This is a genomic window from Catellatospora sp. NPDC049133 (assembly GCF_040648455.1).
Lineage (GTDB): Bacteria > Actinomycetota > Actinomycetes > Mycobacteriales > Micromonosporaceae > Catellatospora > Catellatospora aurea.
In genome coordinates this window covers 1-2,161 of record NZ_JBEZDT010000087.1, presented here as the reverse complement: position 1 = coordinate 2,161, position 2,161 = coordinate 1, and the positions used below count along the sequence as shown (strand labels likewise).

Sequence of the window (2,161 nt, the reverse complement as noted above, 5' to 3'; positions counted from 1 at the left end):
CGTTGTCGATACCTTCCTTTGGTACATGGCTCGCTGCGGTTACACCCTGCAGAGAAGCCGTAAACAGGTCGAATTTCGCAGTATGGAAGATGATATCAGCAAGATGAGAAGTGCTGTTCATGAAGCTTTTACAAAGGTGATGTCAAGTGACAGCGCTAGTGAGGTGGAGCATGGCTAAGCGTAAGAGCAACAGAGCGGCGCGGAGATTGTTGGGTATGCCGTACAAAGTCAGCAACTACCGCTGCAGGACGCCGGAAGACGACGAAAACGGATGGCCTACCGATCGGTTTCGCATGCTAACCCGGCGCCATAAACGCGCCGCAAGAATTATTCGCGCGCTGCGGGCCGAGGCCCAGGAGAAAGCATTATGAGCGTATGCATGGTTGACATTAGAAGACCAAACCAACGGATTCCTGACGTCGAAATGCCAAATCACACATGGTTTTGTGTGCTGGATATCCCGGGGATGGAAGCGCTGACAGACACCCGGAAATTCTGTGACACGGCTACTGCTACTCCGGCCAAGGCCAAAAAGATGGCTGATTTGGTTGAGGCATGGACTCCGCCGGACGGGTGGTGCAACGGTAACGACAAATAATGGCACGGCAGAATGAAGGGCTACATCGTCGAGTTCCTTCGCAACTGCAACGGATTCAGAGTGAGGTAACGAGATGGACAAGCTGAGCGAACTGAGCAAGCCTGTGGCGCAGATTTACTACGATGAACTTGATTCGTCAGTGATGCGTATCGGTTGGTTTCGTAGCGATGAGCCAAAAAACCCGGAACCCCTCTACTCGCAAGAGTACGTCTCCGCCCTGGAGCAGAAAATAGCCGAGCTCGAACAGGCAATGCGCCACATCCACGGCGCGTTATTGGATATCACAGTGCCGAGAGTGGCGATAGCTAAAGCCGCAGAATTGGCGGTTGATCACGCAGCCATGAAGGAGCAGAGCAATGGATAAATTCAGCGAACTGAAAGCGGCCGCAATGTCCGCTACTCCGGGGCCGTGGGAATGGTTCACAAGTAACAGCATGGCTCGATTGAGCAGCACCCCAAGCGGAAAAGATGGCGATGTGCTGAGTGCCTTTCGCGCATCCGATGGCGTGCCGTGCGTGAGCGTTAGCCAGCGCGATATGGCTTTCATCGCCGCCGCTAACCCTGCTGTAGTTCTTGCCCTGCTGGCAGAGCTGGAAGCGAAGGATGAGCAAAATAAATTGCTGATGCGAGAAATAGAACACGGCAAAAAGCTGCGAGTTAACATGCAGAACAATGCCGACTCACTAAGCGAGCGCATCGCCGAGCTGGAACGCGCCAATCAAGCTCAGGACGACCACATCAATCAGCAGCAGGACAGAATCGAATCTCTGGAGAAGAAAAACGGAGATTTAGGGCGATCATTGGGAGCGGCAGAAAAGCGGCTGGCTACGCCGGTGCGGTTGCCGGAGAAGTACAACATGAAGATGGCCGGTGACAAATCAACAAAGTCCATGTTCTACGGTCACAACTCTGCAATCAACGACAGCGCCAAGGCTATCCGCGCCGCTGGCTTCACCGTAGAGGGGGGTGAGCAGGATGGACAAACTAGCTGAACTTGAGAGAGTCAGTAGAGAAAACCAGCGTGTCGTGCGCGTTAACGTTGGGGTTTTGAAATCTGCCATTCGTGAAATAGAAGCGCACGCGAAAGTAAATGGTAAAGGGGTTTTCACAGACATGGTGCTGAATGCGCTGAATTCTGCAGTTAAGGGGGAGGCATGACACTAACGACTGAGCAGTTGAGCGCTGTTGAAACAACCAAAGAGTTTCGAGCGCTACTGAAATACATGCGAGCAATAGCCAAGGCAGAACCAGAAAGCGCAAAGGAGAAATGCGAGTTAGAGCCAGGCCTATGGCAGTACGCCAGCCAAAAGACTATCAAGGCCATCGTGGAGCATATCGACGCACTGGAATTTGCGGTGGCGGCTAACCGGGAGGCGCAGCCGGTGGCCTACCTGAACAAATTCTCAGGTGTATGCATGACATTGGAACAGCAACCGAATGCGGCAGATGATGTTGCGGTTTATTCCCCTCTCTACACCGCCCCGCCAGCGCCAGCAGTGCCGGAGAAATGTCCAGAGCATGTGCGCTCACTTATGAACATACATGCGGACGATCTTTTCGATG

5 protein-coding genes are annotated in these 2,161 nt (G+C 53.2%); all 5 read left to right on the top strand.

Annotated features, from left to right (window positions below):
- Window positions 1-170: 170 nt before the first annotated feature.
- Complete coding sequence (gene sra, locus AB0B35_RS42055) at window positions 171-371, top strand: stationary-phase-induced ribosome-associated protein (protein WP_350590968.1); 201 nt, start codon at window positions 171-173, stop codon at window positions 369-371.
- 300 nt (window positions 372-671) lie between these two features.
- Window positions 672-962 (top strand): hypothetical protein, encoded by a 291-nt coding sequence (locus tag AB0B35_RS42050; protein WP_350590967.1) that lies wholly within the window; start codon window positions 672-674, stop codon window positions 960-962.
- Entirely contained in the window at window positions 955-1,590 is a 636-nt protein-coding gene (locus tag AB0B35_RS42045; RefSeq protein WP_350590966.1) for an ead/Ea22-like family protein, read from the top strand. Before AB0B35_RS42050 ends, AB0B35_RS42045 begins: the two co-directional genes overlap by 8 nt.
- Window positions 1,574-1,756 (top strand): hypothetical protein, encoded by a 183-nt coding sequence (locus AB0B35_RS42040; protein ID WP_356808694.1) that lies wholly within the window; start codon window positions 1,574-1,576, stop codon window positions 1,754-1,756. Before AB0B35_RS42045 ends, AB0B35_RS42040 begins: the two co-directional genes overlap by 17 nt.
- Window positions 1,753-2,161: hypothetical protein (locus AB0B35_RS42035; protein ID WP_361057493.1), on the top strand; the 409-nt coding region annotated here is incomplete at its 3' end. The genes AB0B35_RS42040 and AB0B35_RS42035, both read left to right, overlap by 4 nt.

What these genes read in the sequence shown, in the direction of transcription:
- sra (WP_350590968.1), top strand. Translation starts at nt 171, where the DNA reads ATGGCTAAGCGTAAGAGCAACAGAGCGGCGCGGAGATTGTTGGGTATG.
- AB0B35_RS42045 (WP_350590966.1), top strand. Translation starts at nt 955, where the DNA reads ATGGATAAATTCAGCGAACTGAAAGCGGCCGCAATGTCCGCTACTCCG.
- AB0B35_RS42040 (WP_356808694.1), top strand. Translation starts at nt 1,574, where the DNA reads ATGGACAAACTAGCTGAACTTGAGAGAGTCAGTAGAGAAAACCAGCGT.
- AB0B35_RS42050 (WP_350590967.1), top strand. Translation starts at nt 672, where the DNA reads ATGGACAAGCTGAGCGAACTGAGCAAGCCTGTGGCGCAGATTTACTAC.